The organism is Dactylosporangium sp. CA-233914 (assembly GCF_050942935.1).
Lineage (GTDB): Bacteria > Actinomycetota > Actinomycetes > Mycobacteriales > Micromonosporaceae > Dactylosporangium.
In genome coordinates, this window is sequence record NZ_CP192030.1 from 181833 (window position 1) to 207829 (window position 25997).

The window sequence follows — 25997 nt, forward strand, 5'->3', positions numbered from 1 at the left end:
CCCGCACAGGCAGCCGCCGGAGCGGGTCTGTGTATCGGTCGTGGTCTCGGGCATCAGTGCAGTTCCTCAGCGTTCGACAAGGTCGGATCGGTGGCTGGCTGGGCTGCGGTTGATGGGCGGCTGACAGTGCCGTTGACCGCGGTAATCAGTAGTTCGCCGTGCTCGTCCTGGCCATCGGGCACGGGATCGAGCGCCAGCGCCAATACGCGCCGGTACTCCTCGGCGGGGGCTCCATGCCGCAGCCCCTCCGTGATCGCCGTGGACAGCGCTTCGGCCAGCCCCGCCAGCTGGGAACCGTGCCCACCGACCCGCAGATCTACCCGGCACAACCGGCCGGCCGGCGTATAGCCCGTGGTGATCGCCCCCGGTGTCCCGCCGACCCGGACCTCCGCCGTGTACCCGGCCATTGCCCGCTGACGCGGATTAGGAACCCTGCTCGACATCACCCACCCCCGATCCGCAACCGTCGGCCGCCGAACGCGCCGACGCCACAGCACCTTAGGCCGCCACACCCGACGGACACAGCACCGAAACGACCCAAAATCGCACACGCGTACGACACGCCGGGGAACCGGAACGACACGCCGACCGGACGACTGTGCCCCGGAAGCACGAACGAGCAAGCATGCACGGGCCGATCGAACGGACTCCGATCGACCCCCGGGAAGCGGGCTGCGCAGCAGCGTTTCACGCTCGCCAACGAGGGGTGATGCCCGAAGTCGACGCAGGTAGTTCCCTATTATTGCCACATGGCCCTAATATCAGGGCATGGAGTTCGGTCGTTCCGATCAGATCGGTTTCGTGGCCGCCGCCGGCCTGCTGCGCGGAAAGGTCCTCAGCGGCGAGTACCCGCCGGGGACCCAACTGCCGTCGGAGAAGGACCTGTGCCACATCGTCGGCTGCGGCCTGGACACCATCCGCGACGCCCTCGCGGTGCTGAGCCGGGAACTGCTCATCGCCAAGCGTCGCGGCTACCGCGCCGTGGTGTGCGCACCGCCCGACCGGGTGGCCATCGCACTGGCGCCAGGCGATCGCGTCACGGCATGGATGCCCACCCTGCCCGAGGCTGCGGCACTGCGCTCCCGCCCCGAAATGCCCGTCATCGTGGTGACCGGGGCGGGCGACACCACCGAGCGACACCCAGCCGACCAGGTCGAACTGATCGCGCCCCTGCCGTCACTACACCCCTGACCGGCACAACACTCCGGTGGAACTCCGCGACGCGGTTGGTGTCGCCTCCGCGCCGGCCCTGCGCGGAGCCCTTCGCAGACGGCGCCCCTTGGCGGGGAGGGGATCCGCCTGGCATTCTGGTTGCCGAGACCGGCATCTTCCCCCGTGGATGCCGGTCTCTTGTCTTCGTTGCCCGGCGGCGCGGTCGGATGCATCGCGAAGCTAGGCCGGTCAGGTGCGGGTGCTGTAGCCGACGGCCCACACCTGACGGTCACGCGCGATTCGGGTCCGACGGGGTCCCGGGCCTACTCCCGGACGAATGGCGTCGACGATGTCAGCCTCGACAGTCGCGTCTGCGGCAGCGCCGCGGACGTCCGCCCCGTCCAGGGTCGGCCGTTGCCCGTCGGCGGTGGCGAGGGCGGTGGCGCGGAAGTCGGCGAGGGCCTCCGTCACCGACGGCCGGTCCAGATAGACCGGGATCGGCAGCATCGCCTCGAGCCCGCCGCCCGCGTCGAGGATCAGCCGCAGCTCCGGCCGGCCAGTCTTGGCGTCATGCTCCAGGTGCGCCCACAAGCCCTGGCCCGGAAACTCAGGATGCCCGCCAGGCACATAGACACACCACGACGGCAAGCCCACGACGTCGTCCAGCGTCAGCGCGTCAGGCACTGTGGACAGCAGCCGGTGCAGCAGTCCGGGCTCGACCAGGTAGACCGCCCGGGAGTACCGCCACGCGTACAACGCCGCCACCTGCGCGACCGGCGCCCGCGCCGCCACCCCGAACCCGACGGAGCTCCGTCCCTGCAGCGCCACCGCCGTGCTCGCAGCCATCGGCAGCAGACACCACTGCGGCCAGACCACCGGCGGCTGCTGCCGCCACGCGTCCATCTGCCGCCACGCGTCCGGGAACCGCTGCAGCACTTCGCGTTCCAGCGCATCGGCGTGCCGGAACGCGTCCCGCGCCACCGCCTTGTCCGCCGCCGCGATCACCCGACCATCCTCACGGCCGACACCATGCGAAGTGGGACGTCACGTTCCCGCTCACGGGCGCCTGCCCCCACCGACGACGACGACACTGCCGGTGCTGGAGTGTGCGTCACGGCCGGCGCTCCAGATCAAGGCCAAGCGCAGCCTCACGCAGCCGGGCCGGGCGCTGGAGCACCAGGCGGATGAGCCGGTGTTGCGCGGCCGGGAGCTCAGCGCCAGTCTTGATCGCACACGCCGCCACCTCGGTCAGCCCGGCGTCCGGCGTCAGACCCCGATACCAGGTGCTGACGTGACGGTGCAGGGCCAACCCGACCGACAGCCGCTCCCGCGTCGGGGCAGCGACCCGCCCCCAGCCCGGCCACACGGCACGGATCGCCTCAGCGACTTGGTCGGCGAGCGCCTCGTCGACATCGGCACGCACATGCTCGACCACCGCCGTGGCCGCCAGGTGGGCAGCCAGCTGCCAGACCCCCGCGCACGCCATCACCGGCTCCTGCGCGCTGTCCCGCCGCCGTGGCGCCGTACCCGACGGGCCAGCCACCCAGGACCCTCGCCGCGGCGTCACGATCCGAATGGCCATCCAAGGCTCCCGAAACCACCGCCAACCCCTCTCGATGGCCGTAGTTGGGCGGCAACGCCCACGCGGGCAGCGACCGCCGCAACACATCGCCGGGCGGAACAGTGCCGACCAGGTCATACAACGACGGTCCAGCCGTAACGGTCGCCGAACGGTCAGCAGGATCAGGCATGACGGTTCCCTTCGATCGCAGCTCGGGTGCACGCCACACCCGTGGACCGGGCTGGCGACGCAACCCCGCCTGCGCGGGGAACACGCTCCTACAGCGGAGCCGCCGGACGCTCGACATGCGCCGGCACCCGCATCATGACACATCCGCACCGGCCGGGCCACGCCCAGACGTGCCACCTATGCCGTCTTGGCCCGGCGTGCGGCCCATGCATCGTCCGTCACCAGATACGCCGCCCACGGATCGTCCACTGCTGGCCGCGGGGACACCGGGCGAAGATTGCGCTGGCCGGTGCCGTGCGTGCGCTGCACCGCCGGCCAGCCGTCCGGCAGGCCGAAGTCCGGCACCGCGCCGGGCTGCGGGCCGGCGCTCGCCGCGAGCGACGGCGGCGGCATCGGAACCCACATCGGCGCTTGCCCACCGCCCCGCCGCCGGGTCACGCTCACCTGGACCTCGTGCCGACGCAACCGGCCGCGCCCCGCCCCGAGCCCCTGAAACCGGTGCCCGATCGCCTCCACCACCAGGTCCGGCCCCGGCCACACACTCACCCCGACAGCCGGCCCGACCACGACAAGCACGCAGCCCGCCTTCCGAGCCCGCGCCTGCAGCCGGCTCGCCATCGCATCCGGCACCACCGCCGGCGGGTACACCACCAGCAGATCCACACCCCCGATCAGCGCCGCAGCGACCCGCGCCCAGTCGTTGCCAGGATCTGGGATCAACGCCACCCGCCCCAGATCCACCGCAAACTCAAGCGCCGCCGCCGCCCCGAAGGTCGTGCGTTGCCCCACAATCGCGGCCCACGCGCCAGCGCCATGCGCCGCGCCGAGCACGCTCAGCAGCAGCGATCCAGACCCGGCCGCCGCCACCACACTGCCACAGCGCAACCCGCCACCCAGCACCGGCTCCAGTTCGACCGGGACCGGCAACGCATGCTGAGGATCGACCGTGCCCCCGCGGGGCACCTCCGCACCGCGCTCAAGCACCGCCAGCGACTCCGCAGTCGACGACCGGGTCGCGGCCACACGCCGCACATCGGCAAGCACCGCCGCAACATCATCCGGACGGTCGATCCGGCCACCACCCGACCAGACCTGCCGCAGCCGCGCCCGGCCTCCGCCAGGCACGGACGCGCCCCGATCGGCCTCCTCGGCCAGCGCTGACGTAGACACACTCCCCCTCACCACGCGCACGAGCACAGCGGCACGATGGAGGGGGAAGACATCACCGCAGCCGCCTTTTCGTACGAATGTACCAACAGCGGCGGGACGGCGGCGACAAGGTTATCCACAAACCGTGCGGCCGGGCTGTGGATAACCATGTGGGCATTGACGGTACTCAGTGTATGAGCTCGTCGCCGAGCAGCGTCCAGTCCCTGCCAGGACACTGGACTGCGGACTGAGCCCAGGGTCAGCCGCCGGGAATGATCAGCTCGCGGGTTGACTTCAACATCGCGGAGCCGCCTGGCGGTGGCCTGCAGGTGCGGACACCTTGAGGTCGCGAGCACGCGACATTGCACACGCCCAGCCGGTCTGGCACGGCGGCTCCATGTAGGCACAGCGGTCCGCGGATCAGGCGGCCGCGCGCCTTGTCTGCGCCCTGCTGTCTGAATGCCGCTGGTGTAGTTCGGTGACCTTGACCATCCTGGCCTTGCCCAGGCAAAAGAACCGGCAACAGTAGGTTGATGGGAACCACGGTCCTGTACGCGCCAGGCTGGCGGGTCGAATCTGCCGTCTTCGATCGCGACGGCACCGGCGAGCGTACCTGGAACCGTGCTATCGACTCGGATGGCGTCGAGTACTGGCACACCACCAGCGGACTGCAGGAACTGCTGCACCGCCACGGACTCGACATTGGTGACCTCACCCTCGCATCAGCGCCCCCGCGCATCACCGACCCGGACGACGCCTGCGAATGACGTCGTCCGACCACACCGGGCTACCGGCCCGCGTGGCCGCGATGCTGGCCACCCCAGGCCCGCCGCCGACCGGCGGCGGCTGGTCATACGAGCTGAAGTTCGACGGCATCCGAGCGATCACTCGGACGGCGGGAACCGATCTGGTCGTGCATTCGCGGGCGGGACATGACATCACGAACGGGTTCCCGGAGGTCCGGGAAGTCGTCTTCGCGCTGCGCGGCCAGCGCGCGGTGCTCGACGGCGAGCTCGTCGCCGTCGACCCGGACACGTCGCTGCCATCCTTCTCCCGGCTGCAGCGCCGCGTGCACGTCGGATCGCCCCGCCCGGCCCTGCTGGCCGCGGTCCCGGTCCGGCTCGCGGTCTTCGACGTGCTGCACCTCAATGGGCACCCGACGATCCAACTGCCGTACCACGAGCGGCGGGCACTGCTTGAGCAGCTCGGCCTCGACGGGGACCGGGTGTGGGTTCCGCCCGTGTTCGACGACGCCGCCCACGCTCTCGACATGGCCCGTCGCGGCTTCGAAGGGATCGTGGCCAAAGCCAACGACGGGCGCTATCTGCCCGGTCGGCGCTCGTCGAACTGGCGCAAACACGTCTTCGTCAGCACCTGCGACGCGCGGGTCGTCGGGTTCCGGCCCGGCACCGGCCGCCGCGGCGGCATGATCGGCGCGTTGCTGCTCGCCGCCGAAGAGTCCGACGGCCGGTTGCGCTACATCGGCAGCGTCGGCAGTGGCCTGTCCAACGGCGAGCTGCGGCACCTCGTTCAGCTGCTCGGCCCGCTGCGCCGCGCTACCCCCGCCGTCGTCGACGTGCCCCACGGCGAGGCCGCCGCCGCAACTTGGGTGGAGCCGGTCGTCACCGCTGAGATCGCGTTCAAGACCACCACGGACGACGGCCGGCTCCGGCATCCGGTCTGGCGCGGCGTCCGCACCGACCTCACCGTTCCCGGCCCGCGCCAGCACTCGGCCGGCCGGCTGCCGGCGCCGCTCGAGGTGATCGGCGCGATGAGCACGCCCGACGGCGCCTGGCGCATCGAGGTGATCCGCCAGGCACATCGCGGATGGTGCCGGCTCGTGCACGGCGCCGACGTTGTCGACGACCTTGACATGGATCAGGCCCTGCAGCTGCTCACCGTCGCCGGCGTCGATGTGGCAACGCTGTCAGAGATCGGCACCACAGCCGCCTGATAGCACCGATCCGGGCCGACCATCCGGCGCTTGCCTCTAGGCCTGCCGCGGCCGAACCGTGCAGCCAGCCCGACGGACCCGATCGTGGTTGTCGATGCCCTTGCCGGCCAAGCCAGCCGACCTGGGGTGTCACCAGGTGTTCCTGGCCAACCAGCCAGCCCTCCAGCCGGAGTGGCAGCGGGCGGGCGAGCGCCCCGCCCAGCCGCTGCGACGATCTACCATCGACCATGCAGGGAGGTGGCGATGAACGCCGGACGCTTCGACGGTGACCTCCAGCCCTGGGGCACTGACCAGGGCGCGGAGTACGACCGCGCCATCGGTGCGTTGCGTGCCCTCGCCGCGGCCTACAACGCCCGGATCGCCCGAGCCGGACCGTCCGATGACATCACCCAGCTGCGCGCCGCACGAGCCCAGGTCGTTGCGCAGCAACGCGAGCTTGCCCCAGGCGACCACGCTGCGATCGCCCGGATCCTCGCGGAGAGTCCGGCGCTGCTGCGCGACCTGCGGTCCCCGCGGCCATGACGGCCGACCTCGATCGCGACCGCTACGTGCTGCCGCTCGACGAGGCCGAACGGATTTTCACCGACGACATCGTTCCCGAACGGCTCACCGGTACCCCGCAGCAGCAGCCGGTCGCGGTGTTCGTCGTCGGCCAGCCCGGCGCCGGGAAATCCGTCGCGCAAGCCGCCGTCCTCGCCCGGCTCGGACGTACCGACGCCGTCGCGATCGACGTTGACGATCTGCGCACCTACCACCCCCGCTACGAAGAACTGGCGCTCGCCGACGACCGCACCGCCGCCGCCTACACCCAACGCGACGCCCAACGCTGGCTGCGCATGTCCATCGCCGAAGCCACCAGCCGCCGCTACGACATCGTGCTGTCCACCACGTTCGCCGACCCCGGCCACGCCGAAGCCCTCATCAACCGCTTCCGCGCCCTCGCCTACGCACCGCAGGTGGCCATCCTCGCCGTCCACGAGCTGCACAGCCGCCTCGGCGTGCTGGACCGCTATCAGGCCGACCGGGTCCTACTCGGCTACGGCCGCTACACCCCGCCCGACTACCAGCGCACCGCCTACGCCGGCCTGCTCGCCACCGCCGACCGGATTGACCAGCACCGCCTGGCCGACGTCGTCCACGTGTATCAGCGCAACGGCCACGAGCTCTACCGCAACCAGCTCATCGACGGCCTATGGCAGCAACCACCAGCCACCCGTACGGCCGTCGAGCAGGGCCGCGCCGCCAGCCTCGCCAGCACCGGCACGACCGACCTGTTCACTCGTGCCGCGGTACTCGCCCCGACCCTGCCCGACGAGTTACGCCCCGACCTCGCCCAGCTGCTCGCCGACGCCACGGCCGCCACCCGGCGCGACGTACGGCAGCTCGCCGACACGATCGCCACGAGGGCGGACCACTCCAGCGGCCCGGCTCTCGGCACAACCCTTCCGGCGCCGCAGGCCGGCAGCCGAAGCCGCCACCATAGCGACCCGGCACATCTGTACGACCGCTTCGCTGCGGGCGAGCCATCGAGTGCCGTCCACGCCGACGAACACGAACTCGGTTACTGACACCACCGCCCGACCGATCGCGCGCGTTCGCGTCGCTGTCTGCCAGCAACGCCGTCAGGGTGGGCCGTACGTCAACCACCCGGCGTCGCATTAGGGCCAGCTGAACCGTACGCATGGCGGGCTGTGTCGGTGGGCTTCGGCAGCACGCCAAGTCAAGGTCGGTGCACACCGTCGGCCGTGCACGGCTGGCTCGCGGTGCGGTGGCCGGTCACGGTCCCGCCCGGTCTGGCCGTCGTCAAGCCGGCCGGACCGGCCAGCGCCATGGGCGCACTGCTGCGGCGGCCGGCTTGACACCGGCTGCGCCCGGACGGGCCTTGCGTGCCGTCCCCGCCCCGGCGAGCCGCTGAGCACGGCGCCGGGGCCCGCACTGCACTGTGGAGGTCCGGCACGCATGATCATCGATGAGGATGTGCGCAACGTGCTCGCCGCGCTGTCCTGGTTCGTCGGCTACACCCCGCCGCCGGACGCTGCGGGCGTGCTGCAGGCGCATGACCTGCCCGTTACCGCCTGGGCATTTCCCGAGGACCAGCCGTTCCCGATCGGCGACGGCTCGAGCGTGGGCGACCTGGCCGCGTTCGGCCAGTCGCTGCGCGGCCGCGCCGAGCAGACCGGGCTGCACCTGCTGGTCCGGGGTGACCAGGGCTGGCCGGCCGGGACCGGCTGCGATGTGCTGCCGTGCCTGTGGGTGCGGGGTGACCCGCAGGTCGCCCGGCTGGTGCAGCGGGCCGTGACGCTGACCGGGAGCTCCGCGCCCAGCGAGTACGGGCTGTTCGTCGCCGAGCAGCTCACGACGGGCCTCGCGGCCGCCGGGTGGACCGCGGTGACCGGTGTGCGGCTCGGCGCGGACTACGCGGTTACCTCCGCGCTGCGCACAGCGGCCGTCGTCCGGCCGGTCCTGGTCAGCGGTGCCGGTCTCGATGGCGACCTGCCCTACGTCTACGAGCGCATCGCGGACACGGCAGCCCGCCGCGGGGCCTTGATCAGTCCGTTCCCGCCCGGCTGCCCGCCCAGCGACGCCCGCTCGGCGGTCGTCGCCTCGCTGCTGGGCACGTTGACGGCCGCGACTGTGGTGGTCGAGGCCCGCCGCGGCGACCCCGTCCTGGCCTGTGCCGCAGCCGCGGCCGCGTCCGGGCGGCCGGTGTGCGCGGTGCCCGGGCACGTCGGGTCGATGCTGTCGGCCGGTTGCCACGACCTGCTCGCCGCCGGCGCGGCGCATCTGGTCACCGATGCCGCGTTGGTGCTGGCCGCGCTCACCGCGCCGAGCCCCGGCCGCCCGGCCGGCTTCGACAGCGGCGAGCTGTACCGGGTCTCCGGTACGGCCGGATGGGACGACGGGTGGTGGCACGCCAAGACCGTCCCGCCGTTCTACGTGGCCGCCGACTCCCACCACAATGCCGCCGACCAGGCGTTCCAGGTGCTGTTCACCGCGCCGAAGCCCGGCGCGACCCTCACCGCCGGCGTGTACGGCCCGGACGGCACCTACCAAGCCGTCGAGGTCTCTACCACCACCTGACCCCGGGCGCCCCCGCCCACCGCGGCGAAGCGAAACCCGACCAGATGCGGATCGCTGCGGTACGGCCGACCGGTCGTACCGCAGCCCTCGCCGGCCGGGCAGCTGCCCGCAGCGCGGCGGCCCGCGCCGCCACCACCGCCCGTCTAGGGCACACGCCCTCGTCGATTCACGACAAAGGACACCACCATGACCATGAACGCTGGCGGGCCGTTCCCCGCCGACCAGCACATCACCACCGGATGGGGCGTCACCTTCACCCCGTTCCACGATCCCGACGGCCGGGTAGGGTTCCGCGCCGAACGCGCCGGCCTCATCGACCTGGTGTACCTGGCCGCGCCCGTCGATGCCGGCAACAACCGGCCCCTCACCGTTACCGCGCACAGCCGGCCCGCCGATGCCGACGAGCACGACCCCGACGACGCGTGCACCACAACGACCGCGATCGACCTCGTCGGCCCGGCCACGCCGGCACCCTGGACCGACGGGCACAGCGTCGGCTGGCGCATCGACGGGCTGCACACCACCCGGTACGTGTATCTCTTCCCGTCGGTCGACGGCGACGGTGACGTCGCCGACGCGCACCTCTACGTCAGCGGCAGCGACAACCCCGACGACGCCGAGCCCGTGGTGTGGCTGCCGGTGCACGAGCGCACCGCCACGCGGCTGGTCACCGTCGAGCCGGTCACCGGGCCCGGCGTGCACTTCGACCCCGACGCGTTCACCACCTGGTTCCTCGAACCGGCAACCCAGCAGGCGCTTGCCGGGCTCGCCACCGGCCGCTATGACAGCGGCGACCCCGACGACAGCGCCGCGCTGCGGGTGCAGGCACTGCTCACCAGCGCACTGCCCGACGACGTCTGGCGGCTCGGCGCCGGGGTGTCCGGCGTGGCGATCTGGCCCACCACCGACCCCGAGGGCGCCGCCACCGGTGACGGCGGCGGGATCGTCACCGTCCGCGTCCGCGGCGTCGAGCTCAGTGCGGGCCACCTGGCCGCCGCGGATCTCGTCCCGCAGCGCTACCGGCATCGCAGCGGCACCGTGTGGGCGACCGGGCACGACGCTGCCGCTATGGCGCTCGCCGCCGTCGCCGCCCGGATCAACGCCACCATCGACGCGTTCGCCGCAGCCCTCGGCCGCACCGCTGAAGGGGATCAGGTGACCGGTGTCCCGGTCAACCTGGTCACCGGGTGGGCGACCGCAACGGTGCATGTCGACCCGGACCTGCCCGACGCGCTCGTGGTCGTGGCCGTCGGCGACCCGCACGGCTACCAGACCGACATCGTCGGCGTCGATTTCAACGCCGGCACGGTCGGCGTCTGGACCGGCCAGGACCCCGACAACCGCGAGTGGACCGTCGTGCACCACCTGGCGCCCGACCAGGTCCGCCCGACCGCGCCGCCCCCGGCGGTCCCGCTGCCCGTCGGCTCGGACGGCAGCGCGACGCCGAACGGAGCCCGGTGGTGACCGCGCTGCCGCACCGGTCAGCTCGGTGCCAGCGGTGGGCGTCCGGGCGGCACCGATGGGTTCCCCGCCGCGACGGCGGCCTGGATACCCGCCGTTACACGATCGATGAGCTGGCCGAGGCCGAAGCACGGCAGTACACCGTGGCGCACCACTACACGGCGAGCTGGCCGGCCGCACGGCTGCGCTACGGGCTGCGGACCCGGGCCGACGGGCGGCTCTGCGGCGTGCTCGTGCTCGGGGTACCGATGCACCCGGCGGTGCTCACCCGCCCGTTCCCCGGCCTCGAGCCGTACCGGCAGTCCCTGGAATTGCAGCGCCTGGTGCTGGCCCCGGCGGTGCCGGCCAACGGCGAGTCGCACTTCACGATGACCGCGCTGCGGATGGCGGCGGCCGATCACGGGCTGCGGGGCGTCGTCGCGTTTGCGGACCCGATCCCCAGGGTGCGGCGCGACGCGTCCGGTCCTGTCCTGGTCACGCCCGGTCACGCCGGCTGTGTCTACCAGGCGTGCTCGGCGATCTACACCGGGCTGGCCACGCCCCGATCGCTGACCCTGCTGCCCGACGCGACCGCGCTGACCGCCAGAGCGATGGCGAAGGTCTGCACCGGCGAGCGGGGCGCCCGCGGGGTCATCGCGCGGCTCGTCGCGCTCGGCGCGCCACCGCCGGACGGCAGCCAGCCCCCGCGGGCATGGCTGCATGCCGCGCTCGCCGCGATCGGCGCGACCTCGGTGCGCCATCCTGGCAACCACCGCTACCTCATCCGGCTGGGCAGCCGCCGGCAGCGCCGCCGCACCATCGTCGGCCTGCCGGCGTGGCGCTATCCGAAACGCCACCAGCCAAGTCCGGCCATCGCCGACGCGCTGCACGCTGCGGCGCCGGCAGCTGGGACAGGACTGCGGCCATGACCATGTCCAGGGACGACGTCGTGACCGTTGCCGGGCTCCCGGGCTGGCGGGCGCTGCTGGTCGCGGACGCCGATGCCGGCGAGCCATGGGGTGATGCCCTGGCCCCCGCGCTGCTGATCGGTCGCGGCGGCAGGGTCCGCGCCGCGGCCGAGGTGTACCAGCCAGCCCACACCGGACGGTTGGCGCACGCCTGGCAGTACTTCTGCGACCACGACCTATTCTGCCGCTACCTGCGGCTGTGCCACGGCACCACCAGCATCGCCACGGCCAGCAGCCAGGACACCACCGCGCTCATCTTCGACACCACCGCCTACCGGGCTCACGCGGGCATCACCGGCGTGGCGGACCTGTCCGCCGAGCAGGCCGAGTGGCAGGCGTGGCTGGACGGTGACGTCTACGGCGTCGTCGTCCAGCAGCACATCCCTGCGGTCAGCTGCACCCACTGTGGACAGACAACGCCGGCGATGTGGACCGCTGTCGAGTCGTGCTGGGGCTACTTCGGCCGTGCCAGTGCCGAGGACGCAGCTGAACCCCTGCTGCGCGCCTGCACGGCGGTCTAGGCGCAGCGCACCTGCCGGCATACGCCGGGCCCGGGTCCGTTCGCGGACGGTCCCGGGCGCTTCGGCGTGCCCGCGACTTGGTGTCGGTCCGTGGGTCAACGGGCCGGCTGGGCCCGGGATGGCCCCAGCCGGTCCGCCGCCGCACGGGCGGAGAACAGGAGGGCCACATCGTGGCCAGACACCGCAACGCAGCTGAACGCGAGGCGTTCCTCGAGCAGGCCACGGCTGACTTCGAGGCCCGGCTCGCCCGGATGGCCGCGCAACCGGCGCAGTGGGTCGAGTTCATCGAGACCGTCGCCTTGTGGGGAGCCCGCTACAGCGCCCGCAACCAGTTGCTGCTGATGATGCAGGCAGCGCAGCGCGGGATGCAGCCCCGGTTCTTCCTGTCCTACGGCAAGAAGGACGGCAGCAGCGGCTGGCTCAAGCACGGCCGGCAGGTCCGCAAAGGCGAGACCGCGTTCCGGGTGTGGGCGGCGATCCGGCGCCAGCCCAGCGAGGAACAGGCCGCCGAGATGCAGGCAGCCGGGCGGCCGGTCCGCCGCGACCCGGACGGCCGTCCCGCCGTCCAAATCGTCGGATTCCGGCTCGAGTCGACGTTCGACATCTCCCAGACCGACGGGGCGCCGTTCACGGTGCCGACCGTGCAGCAGGTGCGCCGGCAGCGGCTCAGCGGCGCTGGCCTGCCGCACCTGCTGACCGGCGACGACCCGACCGGCGCGTTCGACGACCTGGTCCAACTGATCAAACACGAGGGCTACGGGTTCGACCTCGCCCCACCGGGCAGCCCGCATCTGGGTGCAGCCAACGGCGTCACCGTCGGCAGTCCCGTGATGCGCGTCCAGATCCGCGATGACGTCGACGCGGCCCACCGGGTCAAGACCACCGTGCACGAACTGGCGCACATCCGCTGCGGCCATCTCGGCAACGACCCGCAAGCCGTGGTCCAGCACCGCGGCCGGTGTGAGACCGAGGCCGAGTCGGTCGCGCACATCGTCTGCGCCGCCCTGGGCCTCGACACGTCCGCCTACTCCGACGCCTACGTCCTGGACTGGGCCGGCGGCGACATCGACCTGGTCAAGCAGACCGCGGACACCGTCCTGCGGGTGGCCAAAACGATCCTGCAAGACCTCGCCGGCGACACCGACACCGAGCCGGCCGACACCGGCCCGGCGCAGCACCCAGCCGAGCCGGTGCCCGCCGCCGCGGCGTGAAGGTGACGCCGCAGCACGACCGACCGTCCTGCGGACGGGCCCGATTCGGCCGCTGCCCGCTGCAAGCGCAGCAACCGTGTAACACCGCTCCGACGCGGACACCCGCCGCGACGCGAATCGCCCCCGAAGTCCGTGGCCTTGCCTGGCCGCGGCCGTCGGGACGGTACGCGCATCGGGTCAGCATGCCCCACGACGCCACCACCGGTCCGGGACATGCCGATCGGGCCCGGCGCCTGCCGAGTCCGACACCGCTCGACCATCGCCGTCCAACCGGTGGGGTCGGCATCCTAACCAGGAGTGCTCACATGCGCGACAAGTCGACAGTCCAACCGGTAACCGTGCTCACGGCCGGTAACGACGTCTATGTGTTCCCGGCCGGAGATGCCCGGATCGGTGCTCAGGCAACCGTGTGCGTAGCGGCCAATCTCGACGTGGAGCAGTTCACCATTCCGGAGATCAGCTTCGACGAGGCCGTGTGGCCGAGCCTGACCGGGGACGGCCACACGGTCATCGATTGCCGACCGGGGCAGCGGGTCAGCGCGACCGCCCTGCCGCAGTACACCGGGTTCGGCGTACAGCGGGGGGCCGACATGTGGACGATCGACACGGCCAAGGCGGACGTGCACGGCAATGCCCGGGTGCGGCTGCTGCCGCCCCTTGACTCAGGCTCGCAGCCGGTCACGTGGGAGGTGTCGGCGGGCACGTGGGTGCGGGTCCACGGCGGCCCGGCCGACGACCACCGGCGCGCCGCCGAGGCCGGCGTGGTGCAGCCGTGAGCTACACATTGGGCGCTTCGGGGTTGGGCGTGTCCGTGGACGTGGGGTTGATCCTGTGGGGCTGGCGCAGCACGCGGCTGAGTACCGGCGCGGCTGGCTACGCGCCGAGGCCGCGGCCAAGGCCGACGGGGAACGGCTGCGCGACACCGGCGGCGGGGTCCAGGCGTTCGCGCACTGGGCCGCGGCTCACCGGATGCTCAGCACTGCCGTGGGCATCGCGCTGCCCGGTACGCCGGACCAGCGGCGCGCGGCGGTGCGGGAGCAGCTGCTCACCCGGGCGTCGACAGCACTGCCGGAGCCGTCGGGCAGCGGCGTGCTCTGCCCCTGGTGCGGGCGGGGCCCCAACCCGAACACCGGCGACACGATCCAGCGCGACGAGTGGCCGGTCCAGTATCCGCGCACCCGGTGGCACGACAGCTGCCGGGCGGCCTACACCGAGGAGCAGGGAGGGACGCCGTGAGCGTGCAGTTCGCACAACAGCAGGCGTACACCGAGGTCGCGCACACCGCCGACGCCGACGTGAGCGGCGCGGAGCCGATCGAGGCCGGCGGCCGGCAGTTCAGCCCGATCCGGGTCACGGCCCACATCCGCTGGCGCACCCACGTCGGCTACGGGTGGGTCATCGAGCGGATCGAGATCAGCGGCCCCTGGCTGCCGGACGACGGCGGCACGGCGCCGAAGAGGTCCGGCCGGATCATCACCTGGCTGGTGTCGCCGCACCGGCGTGGGCGGCCGAATTCGCCCGCGGCTGCGTGCCCGGCTGGCAGCTCCCGGCGGAGGCGACCGAATGAGCGTGCAGGTGCCGCCGAGGCCCCCGCTGACCCCCTGCTACGTACCTGCGCGGCGGTCTTGCCGCACCACTGCCCGACCGGGCGCTTGAGGCGGCGCGTCATCACGTGGACCCGGGACAGCCGCATCGCAAGGAGGTCGTGGTCGTGCAACGCAATGTCGTACTGAGCCTCGGGATGGGGGTCGATTCAACCGGGATCTTGGTGCGCTGGCTGACCGATCCGACGAGCCGGGACTTTCCCCTGTCCGCGCTCACGGTATTGGTCAGCCAGGTAGGTGACGAGTATCCCGACACGTATCGCGACCTTGAAGAGGCAGTCCTGCCGATGGTCCGGGCACACCGGGTCAGAGTGGTGCAGGTGGCCCGCCCGGCGTTGACGATCGGGCGTGGCGGTCAGCGGTACGTCGTGCTCGATGACAGCACCAGCCCGGCACGGTTGGTGCGGTCCGGTCCTGTGCGGCTGTCGGACGAGCTCGCCCGCAACGGCACTGTGGCGCAGGTGTCAAACCGGCGGTGCAGCCTGCGCTGGAAGGGCGAGGTGCTCGACGCGTGGCTGGCCGACAACATGCCGCCGGGCTTCGTCCACGTCTTGGGCTACGACGCCGCTGAGCGCCGCCGCGCCGACCGGGACGCAGGCATTGTCCGCCATGGGCGCCAGCCCGACTATCCGTTACTGCGGTGGGGCTGGACCCGCGACACGACCCGCCAATTCCTGTACGACCTGACGGGGCGGTGGTGGAACCGGAGCTGTTGCTCGCACTGTCCGTTCAGGCATCGGCAGGCGGTCAGGCCGTGTGGGCGCAGCGCTGGCGTACCCATCCAGACGCTGGCGCGCTGGCCCTACGCATCGAGTACACGGCGCTGGCCCTCAACCCGCGAATGCGGCTGTTCGGTGCGAACAGCGGGTGGGGCCTCGCGGCGAAACACGATCTGACCACAGTCCTGGCCAGGGCTCGGGCACAGCTACAGGCGCAGCCGTGGTCGGTTTACGACGTGCGTCGCACGTTCACCGCACCCAACGCTGCGATGCGCGCCGTGCGCCCCCTGGCCAGCGGCTCCCGGGACCAGATGCATGCTGCCCTGCTGCGGCTCAGTCCTGGGCCGTTGCGCCCCGACGAGTTCGGGATCCGGCGCGTCTGGCTGCGCCAGGGTGGCACAGGCTTCCCGAGGGCCGAGCACCTGCTGGTCGCCGCACCGGGCGAGATCGCGGCCAAGCAACGTCGGTCGTTCGAGGCCACCTGGTCCTCGCTCACCGGCGACCAGCAAGCTGCACACTGCTTCGCTCCCTGACAACCGACACACCGCATGCAGGACCTACGAAGGCCTCGGCATGCGTTTCCCAGCCGACGAACCGGCATCGAACCGGGCCGCGGCTACCCCGCTGACGCGTACCTACGTGCGGCGCCCGGTCAACGGCCACCCGGCCGCGCTATCAGCACGGTCACCGCGACCGCTGTTGCCACTGCGCGCTGTGTACGGCCACTGCCGACGGCAGACGGCCGCGCGCGCCGTATCGGCCACCAGATTCACCACTGGACCCGTACCGCCAGGTCACGGACCTCGTGCGCCATCCGATCGGCCTCGCGACCTGACGGCCAACCGAAGGCCCGCCAGCAAATCGTCGTCTCACGAAGGAGCTCACCGTGTATGCATCTGTCGAAGTGACCGCCGCGACAGTGGAACAATCCATACCCACCGGCCGGGGTGCCGACGCCCGTCTGATTCGCGTCCGCGCCACCGTCGATCCTGGCGCCGGCTCAGTCACGATCACTGGACTACCGGCAAACAGCGTTCACCTGACCCGCGATCGGCTGTATGCCGCCACGGTCAACGCGGGGCTGTCATGGCCGACACAATCGGTCCGGCTCGAGGTGCTGCCCGCCGGTCTGCTGTCCGGCGACAGCGGTGTCGACCTGGCCCTCGCCGTCGCGCTGCTGGCCGTCACCGGTCAGGCGCCGGCCGAGGTCCTCCGGGAGTCGGTGGTGGTCGGTGAGCTCGGGCTGGACGGCAGCGTCCGCACGCCGCGGGCCATGTCGCAGCGGCTGGCCGCCGTCGCCGCCGCGGGGTGCCGGCTCGCCTGGGTCCCCGCCGGGAGTCGCGAGCTGGCAGTCGCTGAACCCGCTGTCGCTGCTCGGCTGGTCCATCATCTGCGGGAGCTGGTCACGGCGCTGCATGCCGCAGCACCTGGCAGTTGCAGCGGGTGGCCGAGCCCGGGTGTGCCGATCGGTGAGCTGGCCGATGTGTCCGCTGACCAGCGGCAGGTCCGCCTGCTGGAGGTGGCCGCCGCGGGCGGGCATCATCTGGCGATGATCGGCCCGGCGGGCATGGGGGCAGACGTATTGGCGCGGTGCCTGCCCAGCCTGCTGCCGGACCTTGGCGTGGACGCCGGGCGGGAGGTCGCCGAGCTGTACCGGATGGCCGGGCTCATTCCCGATCACGTGGAGGCGCTGCGCCGGCCGCCGTGGCAGGCGCCGCACGCGACCGCGACCATCCCCGCACTGATCGGCAGCCCACGACGGCCGGGGGCGGTCAGCCTCGCCCATCACGGGTTGCTGTTCCTGGACGACGCCGCCCGCCTCGGCACGCGGACCCTGGAGGCCCTGCGCCAGCCACTGGACACACGCCAGATCGCGCTGACCGGCATGTCCAGGACCGTGACCTATCCCGCCGCGGCACAGCTCATCCTGGCCGCGCGTCACTGCCCCTGCAACAAACCCGGCTTCTGTGCCTGCACGCCGGCGCGACGGCGCCGGTATCTCAGCCGGCTGCGCCCGCTGCTGGCCCGGGTCGAGATCCGGGCGAGCCTCCCACCGACACCATACGAACCCGCAACCACGGCCTGGCGCCCAGAGCCGTCGACGATCGTCGCTGCCCGTGTCGCCGCCGCGCGGGCCGCCGCAGCCGCCCGATGGGCCGAACGCTCCGCTGCCACCGCGCCCGCCGTCACCAACCACACCGTGCCCGACGACGTCGTCCGCCGCAGCATCGCCTGGCTGGCCCCGGCCAGCCGCACCATGCTGCACGCGGCGCTTGAGACGGGCACGGTGAGCGTCCGCGGGGCAACGCGCGTCGTTCGGCTGGCGTGGACGATGGCCGACCTGGCCGGCCACGACCATCCGGACCGTAGCGACATCGCCGAAGCCGTGGCGCTGGCAATGCCGGAGCACGCCTGACAGCGGCATCGGCAGAGCCGCCGCAGGGCGTAGTGCTGCATTACCGGTGTATTCGGACGGTGTCTGTCGGGGATGCCGCAGACACGTGGCCACGGTCCCGCGGGTGCGCCCCGTTGCGGGCCGTCGCTGCCCTGCCGCGCTTGTACCGTCCCGGGCCTCGCCCGGCAAGGCACGCCGGCCAGCCACCCACCGGCATCACGGTAGCGGCGGACGCGTGGCCGGTCAGCACCACGGCCGACGGCCTTGCCTGGCCATGGCCGTCGGGCCGGTCCGCGCATCGGGTCAGCACGGCCCGGCCCGGCGCGATCACCGCGGGCCCGGTCGTCCCGTGCCGAGCGGCCCGTGGACGCCACGTCGCCAGCCGCTCGCGCATCTGTCGTTGCGAAGGAGTGTTCCGTCGATGTCCGATGTTTCCGCACCACAGGTCTTGCGCGGCCCGGAGGACCTGTTGGGCATGGTGCCCTACCTGGTCGGCTACCACCCCGCCGACAGCATCGTCGTGCTGTACGTGCAGTCGGGCAGCCGGGTCCGGGCGGTCCACGTCTTGTCGTTGGCCGCCCCGGCTGTGCGCGCCGTCGACGAGGTGCTCGACGCCGCCCGGCGGACGGGGGCCGAGTGCGTCCTGGTCGTCGGGTACGGGCCGCTGCCGGCCGCGAGCACGGTCAAGGCGCTCATCGCGGGTGTCACCGCATCGGTGCCGGTCGGCTATTCGTGTTTCGTCGCCGACGGCCGCTACTACTGCCTGAAGCCCGGCTGTGGCTGCATGGCGGTCACCGGGATTCCGTTCGACCCGCGGGCCACTGCGGTCGCTGCTGCCGCTGCTGTCCGCGGCGACGTGGCCTTGCCCTCCCGGGAGGCGATGCTGGCGCTGACCGCACCCGATCCTGCGGCCCACATCGTGGTGCGTATGGCGATCCGCCGCACGCTGCGGCAGGCGCTGGCCGACGACACACGGCCCGGTCCTGCCGATGCCGACCTGCGCCTCCACGAGTTGCTGGACCTGGCCCGGGCGGACCGGCGCCTCACCGACGGGCAGGTGGCCCGCCTCGCGGTGCTGCTCGACGACTGCACGGTGCACCGCGCGGCCTGGTACGGCACCGATCAGGAGATGTGGCAGCGCAACCTGTGGCTGGATCTCACCCGCCGCGTTCCGGACCGCTATGTTGCCGTGCCGGCCGCGCTGGCGGCGTGGTGCGCCTGGCGGCGCGGCGAGGCCCACCTCGCCTTCGCCGCCGCCCGGCGGTCCCTTGAAGCCGACCCGGGCAACCGGCTGGCCGCCATGATCTGCACCGCGATCCACGCCAAACTGCCCCCGACCGTCGTGGCTGAATGGCCGCCCGCCGCCGGCCACGACCACCTGCTCTCGTCGGTGCGGTAGCGCCCCTCCATGCGCTCGAGGGCCCGGCCGCCGCGGTGGCCGGGCCCGGTCGGGCGGCATCCGACGGCGGGTGCGCGCCGATGCGCACGGGCGATGCCGGCTTTCCCGGCCTGCCGAGCGCGGGGCACGCCTCGCCGCCGCACGCCGGCCGCCGTCGGCGCCGGCCGCGGTTCGCTCGTGTGCCGCGCCGGGTCCCTGCCCGGTGACGCAGCCAAGCAGCCGTTCCAGGCGGCCGTGACGGGCTGCCGCTGCCCGGACGCCTGTGGCCGACCGGCCACAGGCGGGCCGCAGCTCACCACCAACACCTCCAGGCAATCGATCAGTGTCAACGTTGATGAGGGAGTGCCCGATCATGACGAACGCTTCCAAGCCGCAGCTGCGCAGCCCGCACGACGTGCTGGGCACCGTGCCGTATCTGCTCGGCTATCACCCCGCCGACAGCATCGTGACCCTCTACGTGGCATCGTCCGGGCGGGTGCTGGCGTGCACCAACATCGCTTTGCACGTCCCGACATCCGACGCCGTCGACAAGATCCGCGACTTCGCCAGCCGCGCGGACGCCGAACTCGTGTTCATCGTCGGCTACGGTCCGCTGACCGAGGCATGCGCCGTCACCGCGGTCGCCGACGAGGTGGACCGGCACGTCCCGGTCGGGGTGACCTGGCTGGTATCCGCCGGCTACTACCACTGCCTGGTCCGCGGCTGCGGCTGCGGCGCGCTGGGCGGCGTCCCGTTCGACCCCCGGGCCACCGAGGTCGCCGCCCAAGCCGCCGTACGCGGCGAGGTGGCCTTGCCCTCCCGTGACGACCTGCTGGCCCTGGTCGACCCTGACCCCACCGCGCAGGCCGCCGTCGACCAAGCCATCCAGCGCATGCCCACCCTGCACAGCTGGACTGCGGCCGACCTCAACGAGCTGCTGGAACGGGCGATGCTCGACCAGCGCCTCACCGACAACGAGGCCGCCCGCATGGGACTGCTGTTGCAGCACATCCCGCTGCGCGACGCCGCCTGGGAAGCCACCAGCCGGGAAATGTGGCAGCGGAATCTCTGGCTGGACCTGACCCGCCGACTGCCGCAACGGTATGTGCCGGCCCCCGCGGCGCTGGCGGCGTGGTGCGCGTGGATGCGCGGCGAGAACCCGCTCGCGCTCGCCGCAGCCCGCCGCGCCCGCCGAGCGGACCCGTCGTACTCGATGCTGCAGCTGGTCGTCACGTCGATCCTGTCCAACATTCCCCCCTCACAGCTCGTCCCGGTGTGGCCGATGCCCCACGAGCCGCACGACGCCGATCAGGCGTGAGCCGGCTGCACCAGCCGGTGCCGAGGCTGGACGTTCTCGTGCCGTATCGGCGAACCCGCCGGGTCTGATCCAACCGACATTCGCACCCCCTGCTGGCGGCCGGACCCGCCATCCGTCGCAGGCCCAGCCGCGACGGATGGCCGGGGGATCACCCTCATGATTCTCAATCCGCCGGAAGGGGGCATGCAGGAAGCGAGGAACCACGATGGCATCACCCACATTGCCGAGCCTGACGCCGACCGTGCCGCCCCATGACGATCGGGGAACGTTCGTCGTCATCGCCGGATCGTCCTACGTCGCCTACACCGTCCACGGCGAGCCCGCGCATCTGGCCCGCTGCGCGCCCAACCCGGACGGGTCGAGGACCCTGCACCACGTCGGTGAACCGTTCGCCCGGCTCGACCTCGCCGTCGACGGCGGCCGGTGGCGAGCCGACCGCGAGGCCTACGCCGCCACCGCCGAGCACGAGTGCCGCCGCTGCGGCACCCCCATCCTCTGCATCGGCGGCGCCTGGGTGTCCGTGGACTACACGACGACCGCCGGCGGGCTCAGCATCTGCCCACCGAACCCGGACGCAGTACAGGTCGGCGTCCACCAGCCCAGACGGCGCCGTCGCTCATGACCGCACGGCCGACACCGTCCGGCGCGGATGACGCATCGCAGCCCACGCACGAGCTGGCAGCGCACACCCGCACCCAGGCAACCGACCACGCCCCCGCGCCGGCCGCCAGCCCTCCCGCAGTGCGGCGCACCTTCCGGGTAACCGCCACCGTCACCGTGGACGCCGCCTTCGACCTGCGCGACCCGTTCGCCCGCTACGGGGTCTTCCAGGCCCTGGTCGACCAACTCGCCGCGACGCCCATGCACATCGACACGCCCAAGGGGCACGCGACCGCGCAGGTGCGGCTCGTCACGGCCGAGTCCTGACCCGTCGCGGCTGCCCGATGCTGCGGCCGGCGACCGTCGCCAGCCCGGTGCGGCATGGTGAGCCCCGACGCCAGGCGGGGCCGGTTCGGGCGCGGCGGTGCAGGCCGTCGCTGCCCTGCCGCGCTTGTACCGTCCCGCCCTTGCCGGGCAAGGCGCGCCGGCACACCGCCAGGCGCACACCACACGAGCCCACGGGCGTCACATCCGGCGGGCCGGCCGGGCGGCCCTGCCTGGCTGCGCTCGTGGGGACGGTCCACGCCTCGGGTCAGCGCGGCCCACCGACACGACCAAGCACGGGCCGCCCAATGCACTGCCCGCCGGACGACCGGCTCGCCGTCGCTGCCCGCCCGGGCCTCATCCAGAGGAGCACCTGTAATGCACAAGGCAACCACGCCGCTGCGGCTGCGCAGCCGCGAGGACTTCCTGGGCATGCTGCCCTACCTGCTGCAGTACCACCCGTCCGACAGCGTCGTCCTCGTCCATCTCACCGCGTCGGGCCGGGTGGCCACCTACGCCGATGTCGCACTGGGCACCCCACCGGCCATCGTCGCCGACAGCGTCCAGCAGGCGCTCGCCCACACGCCCACCGCCACCGTCATGATCATCGGGTATGGGCCGGTGACCGCCGCCGATGACGTCGCCGCGATCGCCGAAGCGGTCGACCGCCACGTGCTGGTCGGCGCCGCCGGCATCGTCTGCGGCGAAGCGTTCTACTGCCTCACGCCCGGCTGCGACTGCGACGCGGTCACCGGAGTCCCGTTCGACCCACGCTCGACCGCGATCGCTGCCGCGGCGACGCTCCGCGGCGACGTGGCGTTGCCGTCGCGCGCCGACCTGCTGGCCCTGGCCGAGCCCGACCCCGCCGCCCAGGCCGGTGTCGCGGCGGCCATCGCCCGGATCCCGGTCGGCGACCAGCCGACCCGCGCCGAGCTCGACGCGCTGCTGGAACGGGCGATGCTCGACCAGCGGCTCACCGACGACGGGGCCGCCCGCATGGCCTGGCTGCTGCAGCAGGTACCGCTGCGCGATGCGGCCTGGAACGCGACCAGCCACCAGATGTGGCAGCGCAACCTGTGGCTGGACCTGACCCGCCGTGTTCCCGACGCCTACGTGAGCGCCCCGGCCGCGCTCGCGGCGTGGTGCGCCTGGATGCGCGGCGAGACCACCCTAGCCCTGGCCTCGGCCCGCCGCGCCGCCACGGTCAACCTGAACAACCCGATGCTGCGGATCATCGTCGCCTCGATCCGGGCGAACATCCCCGCGGACCAGGTGGTCCCGGTGTGGCAGCTGACCGACGAGTCGCGCAGCGGACGCCCGGCATGACCCGCGCTGCGAACACGCCCCGCCGCCACGGCGGTGCGATCGCTGCAGCTGCCGGCTCCCCGGCCGGCTTCGGCGGCGCCGTCGTGCTGGCCACCGCCGACGACACCATCCGGACCCGGGTCCGCCGGTGCGCCGCCGAGGCCGGCGTCTACCTGGCCGACTATCACGACATCGGCCCCGTCCGGCACGCACAGCACACAGCGCTGCTGCTGCTCGGCGCCGACCTGGCCGCCACGGCCGCCAGCCACGCCTCGTCGCCGACCGGCCGGACCGTGGTCATCGCGCCACGCCGGGCCGACGACGACGCGTTCGCCGCTGCGGCAGCGCTGCACGCCACCCTGATCTCCCTGCGCTCGGGCGACGTCGCGTGGCTGAGCGACCAGCTGCGGACGGCCGCGGCTGCCGTCCTCGACAGACTGACCGGTGCCGGGTTCCGGATCGGATACACCGACCACGACCTCGGCCGCCGCTTCGGTCACCTGCCCGGCATCGAGGTGAGCCGGTGGCGTCAGCACAAACGGCAGGCCGTCCATGTCAGCCTCGAATCCGTCGCCCGCGACGCAGAAACGGCCGGAGACACGTCCACAGTGGACCGAAGCAACTACCGGACGCTGCGCCGGCGCTACCCCAACCTGTGGACAGACCTCCGCTCCGCCGACGGCACCGCGCTGGGCGCGTTCGTCACCGACCTGCCACCCGAGATCGTCGACCTGCTCTGCACGCTGCGCCAGGACCACCCAGTACTCGACGAGGCCGACCTCGCCGACCTCGAGCGGCGCGACGTGCGCGCATCGTGGCGGCAGACGGCCCGCGTCGACGTGTACCGGATGCTCGGCGGCACCAGCCGACAGGTGTGCGACGGCCTCGACAGCCGCACCGTTGACCGACTGTGGTGGGCCGTCGTCCGCGGCACCGGCGCCTGGCCCGACCACGACGGACACCAGGTCCGCTGGGACTACGACCGCCTCGTTCCGGCGTTCGCCGCCGCGCTGTTGTCCGCCCGCCGACGCACCCGCCTGCCGAACCGCCAGTACGCGATCGACCAGGCCAGCGAGCGCGGCCGCGGGCAAGCCCGCTGGCGGGTCATCTGCACCGGGTCGGTAGTCGCGGTGACGGATGACCGCCACGCGGCCTGTTTCGCCGCCTGGGTCCATCACCGCTCGACCAGGCTGCGGACAACGCCCGGCCCCCGACTCGCCCCGGCCACGTCGTAGCGGCGGCCGCGCCGAAACGCACACAGCGACGATGCGACCCGGCTTCCGGCCGCGTTCGGCGGGCCGGTGTGCTGCGGCACAGGCCAGCCCCCTCCGGGCCCCGCCCAAGCGGGCCTGCCGCGCGTATCGCCGCAGCAACGCTCGTTGTCGCCGTCACCACCGATCCGGCGGCGGTCTTCCGGTTCAAGCCGTCGGCGAGGGTCGCCGTCGGCCTGCCCGTCGAATCTCAGCATCACCTTCGTCCAGCACTCGCATCCATTGCGGCGGGCCGCGCACCTGCCGGCGCCGCTTCTGCCTTGCCGGCGCTGAATACCGCTCGGCCGTCACTGGCACGCCCTGAGGTAGCAGCCCTGCCGGGCAACGGGCACGTCGCTAAAGCCCCGCGTCGGCGGCCGTCCAGGCAGCCCAACCGCCGAGACGTGCGCGCGGCCCCCGACCCATCGCAGCCGTCCGCCGCCCGGGCCCGGGTCACGGCATTCCTCCCATCGCTCCAGCCAGACCAGCGGAAAGGAACCCGCATCATGCCCAGCAGACCGACCGTCCGCCGACGCTCCCGCGCCACCACGGTCACGACCCCCTCCGGCAACGCCGAGTTCCGCGTCGACCCAGCCGCCCGTGACCGCCTCGTGGACCGGCTCGTCGCTGACGCGCTGCGCAACGGCGGCACCCCGACGCCGGACCGCAGCAGCGAAGGCTACGTGCGCACCCCACAGGACCTGGCCGACGAGCTGTGCAACGTGCCCTACACCGACCTGCGGTTCCTGCCCGCCGGCGCGCGGGTGCTGGAACCGTCCGCTGGCGACGGCGCGCTCGTCGCGGCGATCCTGCGCGCCAACCCGCGCGTGCGGGTGGTCGCGATCGAGCCGAACCCGGTCCGGGCCGCGGTCTGCGCCGCCGACCACCCGGGACCCGACTCGCCGGTGGAACTGCACCAGTCCACGTTCGAGCAGTACGCGGCCACCGCCGCCACGCAGCACACCCTGTTCGACGCCATCGTGATGAACCCGCCGTTCGCGCTGCCCGACTCGCCGAACCTGTGGTTCGAGCACCTGCGGCAGGCCTGGCACCTGCTGCGCCGCGGTGGCTGGCTCGTCGCTGTCGTGCCGGCCAGCCTCGCCTACCGCGGCGACACGCTGCACCGCGACGCCCGGCTCTTCATCGACCACCACGGCAGCCACGAACCGCTGCCCGCCGACGCGTTCGCCGAATCCGGGTCCGACTTCGCGTGCCGCGTCGTGCGGCTGACCAAGCCGATGCGCACCGACGCACCCGAATACCTGCTGACAGTGCCGCAACAGCCGCCAGTGCCGGTCGACACACCCCAGTTCACCGCCGCGGCGGCCGTGTCGATGCCGGTGCAGGTGCGCTACGACAGCTGGACCGGGCGGGACCGCATCCTGCGCTACCAGGGCCGATGCGCGCAGTGCCGGTGGCTGCTGTGGGGCTTCGACGACGGCGACAACGACCCCCGCGGTGTGCTCGGCCCATTCAGCGCGGGGCTCAGCCTCGACCCGGGCGAGTGCGGGCTGGCCGGGCCCGAGATCGGGCTGTGCCCCGGCTGCGCCAGCACCGGCGAACGCTACCGCTCCGCCTATCGGCGCGCCCGCCAGCACTGGAGCACCCCGAAACCGTAGCGACCGACCAGAGCTGATCCCGGCCTGCGGTGCCGGCCGGGTGCGGTTGCTGGCCGCCGATCCTGGCCGACCGCGGCTGGTCCCGCAAGACCCACCCGGTCACCCGCCGCCGGTTGTGCAGCCGCGACGGCGGGTGGGTCTTGACGGGCCGGCGCCGATCGGCCGGCCCGGGCGGATCGGGCCAGCACCGCCCACCGGCCGCGCACCCCGCGGCACGGGCGGTGACCACATTTTCCAGCTCCCCTTCTTTTGGAGGAAG

Annotated in this window: 27 protein-coding genes; 23 read left to right on the forward strand and 4 right to left on the reverse strand. The window is 72.7% G+C overall.

Annotated elements, in window-relative coordinates; translation table 11 throughout:
• Positions 1–53: 53 nt before the first annotated feature.
• Positions 54–407, reverse strand: coding sequence for a hypothetical protein (locus ACQPY0_RS00830; RefSeq protein WP_432983063.1), 354 nt, complete (start codon positions 405–407; stop codon positions 54–56).
• Positions 408–768: 361 nt separating this feature from the next.
• Between ACQPY0_RS00830 and ACQPY0_RS00835 the strand changes: the two genes are divergently transcribed.
• Positions 769–1191: a GntR family transcriptional regulator gene (locus ACQPY0_RS00835; protein WP_432983066.1), complete on the forward strand. Its 423-nt coding sequence runs from the start codon at positions 769–771 to the stop codon at positions 1189–1191.
• A 210-nt stretch (positions 1192–1401) separates the two neighbouring features.
• Here ACQPY0_RS00835 and ACQPY0_RS00840 read toward each other — a convergent pair whose 3' ends face one another.
• From ACQPY0_RS00840 to ACQPY0_RS00850, 3 genes are all read right to left on the reverse strand, one after another.
• Entirely contained in the window at positions 1402–2157 is a 756-nt protein-coding gene (locus ACQPY0_RS00840; protein WP_432983069.1) for a hypothetical protein, read from the reverse strand.
• 106 nt (positions 2158–2263) lie between these two features.
• Positions 2264–2638, reverse strand: coding sequence for a hypothetical protein (locus ACQPY0_RS00845; RefSeq protein WP_432983072.1), 375 nt, complete (start codon positions 2636–2638; stop codon positions 2264–2266).
• A 441-nt stretch (positions 2639–3079) separates the two neighbouring features.
• On the reverse strand, positions 3080–4099 hold the full coding sequence (locus ACQPY0_RS00850; protein ID WP_432983075.1) for a hypothetical protein: 1020 nt from the start codon (positions 4097–4099) through the stop codon (positions 3080–3082).
• A 485-nt stretch (positions 4100–4584) separates the two neighbouring features.
• Between ACQPY0_RS00850 and ACQPY0_RS00855 the strand changes: the two genes are divergently transcribed.
• The 22 genes from ACQPY0_RS00855 to ACQPY0_RS00960 all read left to right on the forward strand — a co-directional run bounded on the left by ACQPY0_RS00855 (position 4585) and on the right by ACQPY0_RS00960 (position 25738).
• Positions 4585–4818, forward strand: coding sequence for a hypothetical protein (locus tag ACQPY0_RS00855; protein WP_432983078.1), 234 nt, complete (start codon positions 4585–4587; stop codon positions 4816–4818).
• A complete protein-coding gene (locus ACQPY0_RS00860) occupies positions 4815–6005 on the forward strand; it encodes an ATP-dependent DNA ligase (protein WP_432983081.1) in 1191 nt (396 codons plus the stop codon). Before ACQPY0_RS00855 ends, ACQPY0_RS00860 begins: the two co-directional genes overlap by 4 nt.
• 243 nt (positions 6006–6248) lie before the next feature.
• On the forward strand, positions 6249–6527 hold the full coding sequence (locus ACQPY0_RS00865; protein ID WP_432983084.1) for a hypothetical protein: 279 nt from the start codon (positions 6249–6251) through the stop codon (positions 6525–6527).
• Positions 6524–7573, forward strand: coding sequence for a zeta toxin family protein (locus ACQPY0_RS00870; protein ID WP_432983087.1), 1050 nt, complete (start codon positions 6524–6526; stop codon positions 7571–7573). The genes ACQPY0_RS00865 and ACQPY0_RS00870 overlap by 4 nt, the downstream gene beginning before the upstream one ends.
• 391 nt (positions 7574–7964) lie before the next feature.
• Complete coding sequence (locus tag ACQPY0_RS00875) at positions 7965–9086, forward strand: DNA-processing protein DprA (RefSeq protein WP_432983090.1); 1122 nt, start codon at positions 7965–7967, stop codon at positions 9084–9086.
• 186 nt (positions 9087–9272) lie between these two features.
• Entirely contained in the window at positions 9273–10550 is a 1278-nt protein-coding gene (locus tag ACQPY0_RS00880) for a hypothetical protein (RefSeq protein ID WP_432983093.1), read from the forward strand.
• Complete coding sequence (locus ACQPY0_RS00885; protein WP_432983096.1) at positions 10547–11455, forward strand: hypothetical protein; 909 nt, start codon at positions 10547–10549, stop codon at positions 11453–11455. Before ACQPY0_RS00880 ends, ACQPY0_RS00885 begins: the two co-directional genes overlap by 4 nt.
• Entirely contained in the window at positions 11452–12015 is a 564-nt protein-coding gene (locus ACQPY0_RS00890) for a hypothetical protein (RefSeq protein ID WP_432983099.1), read from the forward strand. The genes ACQPY0_RS00885 and ACQPY0_RS00890 overlap by 4 nt, the downstream gene beginning before the upstream one ends.
• Before the next feature lie 170 nt (positions 12016–12185).
• Entirely contained in the window at positions 12186–13226 is a 1041-nt protein-coding gene (locus tag ACQPY0_RS00895; protein ID WP_432983102.1) for an ArdC family protein, read from the forward strand.
• Between the two features lie 305 nt (positions 13227–13531).
• The gene (locus tag ACQPY0_RS00900) at positions 13532–14002 is read left to right on the forward strand and encodes a hypothetical protein (protein WP_432983104.1); all 471 of its coding nucleotides are present in this window, start codon (positions 13532–13534) and stop codon (positions 14000–14002) included.
• Positions 14003–14057: 55 nt separating this feature from the next.
• Positions 14058–14462 (forward strand): hypothetical protein, encoded by a 405-nt coding sequence (locus tag ACQPY0_RS00905; RefSeq protein WP_432983107.1) that lies wholly within the window; start codon positions 14058–14060, stop codon positions 14460–14462.
• On the forward strand, positions 14459–14959 hold the full coding sequence (locus tag ACQPY0_RS00910; RefSeq protein ID WP_432983109.1) for a hypothetical protein: 501 nt from the start codon (positions 14459–14461) through the stop codon (positions 14957–14959). Before ACQPY0_RS00905 ends, ACQPY0_RS00910 begins: the two co-directional genes overlap by 4 nt.
• On the forward strand, positions 14938–15726 hold the full coding sequence (locus tag ACQPY0_RS00915) for a hypothetical protein (RefSeq protein ID WP_432983112.1): 789 nt from the start codon (positions 14938–14940) through the stop codon (positions 15724–15726). Before ACQPY0_RS00910 ends, ACQPY0_RS00915 begins: the two co-directional genes overlap by 22 nt.
• A gap of 59 nt (positions 15727–15785) precedes the next feature.
• Positions 15786–16082: a hypothetical protein gene (locus ACQPY0_RS00920; RefSeq protein WP_432983115.1), complete on the forward strand. Its 297-nt coding sequence runs from the start codon at positions 15786–15788 to the stop codon at positions 16080–16082.
• Positions 16083–16468: 386 nt separating this feature from the next.
• Complete coding sequence (locus tag ACQPY0_RS00925; RefSeq protein ID WP_432995906.1) at positions 16469–17965, forward strand: ATP-binding protein; 1497 nt, start codon at positions 16469–16471, stop codon at positions 17963–17965.
• Positions 17966–18365: 400 nt separating this feature from the next.
• Positions 18366–19343, forward strand: a complete 978-nt coding sequence (locus ACQPY0_RS00930; protein WP_432983118.1) for a DUF4192 domain-containing protein — start codon at positions 18366–18368, stop codon at positions 19341–19343.
• A 352-nt stretch (positions 19344–19695) separates the two neighbouring features.
• A complete protein-coding gene (locus ACQPY0_RS00935) occupies positions 19696–20640 on the forward strand; it encodes a DUF4192 domain-containing protein (protein ID WP_432983121.1) in 945 nt (314 codons plus the stop codon).
• A gap of 205 nt (positions 20641–20845) precedes the next feature.
• On the forward strand, positions 20846–21262 hold the full coding sequence (locus ACQPY0_RS00940) for a hypothetical protein (RefSeq protein ID WP_432983124.1): 417 nt from the start codon (positions 20846–20848) through the stop codon (positions 21260–21262).
• Complete coding sequence (locus ACQPY0_RS00945) at positions 21259–21567, forward strand: hypothetical protein (protein ID WP_432983127.1); 309 nt, start codon at positions 21259–21261, stop codon at positions 21565–21567. The genes ACQPY0_RS00940 and ACQPY0_RS00945 overlap by 4 nt, the downstream gene beginning before the upstream one ends.
• A gap of 375 nt (positions 21568–21942) precedes the next feature.
• Positions 21943–22890, forward strand: coding sequence for a DUF4192 domain-containing protein (locus tag ACQPY0_RS00950; RefSeq protein ID WP_432983130.1), 948 nt, complete (start codon positions 21943–21945; stop codon positions 22888–22890).
• Positions 22887–24104, forward strand: a complete 1218-nt coding sequence (locus ACQPY0_RS00955) for a hypothetical protein (protein WP_432983133.1) — start codon at positions 22887–22889, stop codon at positions 24102–24104. Before ACQPY0_RS00950 ends, ACQPY0_RS00955 begins: the two co-directional genes overlap by 4 nt.
• 521 nt (positions 24105–24625) lie before the next feature.
• Positions 24626–25738 carry a class I SAM-dependent methyltransferase gene (locus ACQPY0_RS00960; RefSeq protein WP_432983136.1) on the forward strand — a complete coding sequence of 371 codons (1113 nt, stop codon included), beginning with the start codon at positions 24626–24628 and terminating at the stop codon, positions 25736–25738.
• The last annotated feature ends 259 nt before the right edge of the window (positions 25739–25997 follow it).

What these genes read in the sequence shown, in the direction of transcription:
- ACQPY0_RS00865 (WP_432983084.1), top strand. Translation starts at nt 6,249, where the DNA reads ATGAACGCCGGACGCTTCGACGGTGACCTCCAGCCCTGGGGCACTGAC.
- ACQPY0_RS00955 (WP_432983133.1), top strand. Translation starts at nt 22,887, where the DNA reads ATGACCCGCGCTGCGAACACGCCCCGCCGCCACGGCGGTGCGATCGCT.
- ACQPY0_RS00880 (WP_432983093.1), top strand. Translation starts at nt 9,273, where the DNA reads ATGACCATGAACGCTGGCGGGCCGTTCCCCGCCGACCAGCACATCACC.
- ACQPY0_RS00890 (WP_432983099.1), top strand. Translation starts at nt 11,452, where the DNA reads ATGACCATGTCCAGGGACGACGTCGTGACCGTTGCCGGGCTCCCGGGC.
- ACQPY0_RS00940 (WP_432983124.1), top strand. Translation starts at nt 20,846, where the DNA reads ATGGCATCACCCACATTGCCGAGCCTGACGCCGACCGTGCCGCCCCAT.
- ACQPY0_RS00870 (WP_432983087.1), top strand. Translation starts at nt 6,524, where the DNA reads ATGACGGCCGACCTCGATCGCGACCGCTACGTGCTGCCGCTCGACGAG.
- ACQPY0_RS00835 (WP_432983066.1), top strand. Translation starts at nt 769, where the DNA reads ATGGAGTTCGGTCGTTCCGATCAGATCGGTTTCGTGGCCGCCGCCGGC.
- ACQPY0_RS00830 (WP_432983063.1), bottom strand. Translation starts at nt 407, where the DNA reads ATGGCCGGGTACACGGCGGAGGTCCGGGTCGGCGGGACACCGGGGGCG.
- ACQPY0_RS00875 (WP_432983090.1), top strand. Translation starts at nt 7,965, where the DNA reads ATGATCATCGATGAGGATGTGCGCAACGTGCTCGCCGCGCTGTCCTGG.
- ACQPY0_RS00960 (WP_432983136.1), top strand. Translation starts at nt 24,626, where the DNA reads ATGCCCAGCAGACCGACCGTCCGCCGACGCTCCCGCGCCACCACGGTC.
- ACQPY0_RS00950 (WP_432983130.1), top strand. Translation starts at nt 21,943, where the DNA reads ATGCACAAGGCAACCACGCCGCTGCGGCTGCGCAGCCGCGAGGACTTC.
- ACQPY0_RS00845 (WP_432983072.1), bottom strand. Translation starts at nt 2,638, where the DNA reads ATGGCGTGCGCGGGGGTCTGGCAGCTGGCTGCCCACCTGGCGGCCACG.
- ACQPY0_RS00900 (WP_432983104.1), top strand. Translation starts at nt 13,532, where the DNA reads ATGCGCGACAAGTCGACAGTCCAACCGGTAACCGTGCTCACGGCCGGT.
- ACQPY0_RS00935 (WP_432983121.1), top strand. Translation starts at nt 19,696, where the DNA reads ATGACGAACGCTTCCAAGCCGCAGCTGCGCAGCCCGCACGACGTGCTG.
- ACQPY0_RS00930 (WP_432983118.1), top strand. Translation starts at nt 18,366, where the DNA reads ATGTCCGATGTTTCCGCACCACAGGTCTTGCGCGGCCCGGAGGACCTG.
- ACQPY0_RS00860 (WP_432983081.1), top strand. Translation starts at nt 4,815, where the DNA reads ATGACGTCGTCCGACCACACCGGGCTACCGGCCCGCGTGGCCGCGATG.
- ACQPY0_RS00855 (WP_432983078.1), top strand. Translation starts at nt 4,585, where the DNA reads ATGGGAACCACGGTCCTGTACGCGCCAGGCTGGCGGGTCGAATCTGCC.
- ACQPY0_RS00945 (WP_432983127.1), top strand. Translation starts at nt 21,259, where the DNA reads ATGACCGCACGGCCGACACCGTCCGGCGCGGATGACGCATCGCAGCCC.